1 protein-coding gene and 1 pseudogene are annotated in these 766 nt (G+C 62.0%); both read right to left on the reverse strand.

The features are described 5' to 3' along the window. On the reverse strand, nt 1–242 hold a 242-nt coding region (locus FV217_RS22460), incomplete at its 3' end, for a hypothetical protein (protein ID WP_147821853.1). A 413-nt stretch (nt 243–655) separates the two neighbouring features. Next, nucleotides 656–766 (reverse strand): annotated as a pseudogene (locus FV217_RS22465) (IS630 family transposase); the annotation flags it as partial.

Raw genomic sequence — 766 nt, forward strand, 5'->3', positions numbered from 1 at the left:
GACCCGTCTTCAAACGTGCCCGCAGGCGGCGCGGGCGCAGGGTCGAGGATCGAGGCGATCTCGTCGTCGGTCGCGTCGTCCGTGACCTGGATTCGACGGCCTTCGAAGTTGACGATGCGCGGCACCTTCGCGCCGCCTGCGGGCACGTTTGAAGACGGGTCTAATCGATCGAATGGGTTCGCCGCATGTTGCTCGGCTGGCGCTGCCGTAGCGCCGTAATGTGTCTGGGGCGCCTTGTTCATGACGTCGTCCGATGTGCCGTCGGGAACTCGATGATCGCGCCAACAGGGCCTTCAATCTCTATCTTCGGGTTCTCCTGGCGATCAGCAATATGATCGCGATCGGGGGCTAACGGCGTGTTCGCCCATGGGGCTATGCTGGATCTTGCGTCTTCAGGAGCGACGGTATGGACTCAGCCGACCAGCTTCTGCGGCGACACAACCAACAGCGCCGCCACCGTGGCCGCACGACGATTAAAAGCCCGCTCTCTGATACGATCGCGCAAGCACCAATTGTACATGTCATGTCGGAGAAGTAGCGCGTAATCGTGGGCGTCACGAGCTACATCGGGGTGCCGGGCTGCTCGCTGAGCATCGGTCTCTGCCCAGAGAATGATCTGCGTCGCCGCAGCCTCAAGACCTAGAGCCGCATCCGATCATGCTGGATCGTATGCATCGTATCCAGCGGCGGCGAGGTAGTTGCGACATTCGGCAGGGGTGAAGGCAGCGAACGCGTTCTGGATCGCCTGCCGGAGGTCGGTGACGGT

It is taken from the genome of Methylobacterium sp. WL9, assembly GCF_008040035.1.
GTDB classification, from domain to species: domain Bacteria; phylum Pseudomonadota; class Alphaproteobacteria; order Rhizobiales; family Beijerinckiaceae; genus Methylobacterium; species Methylobacterium thuringiense.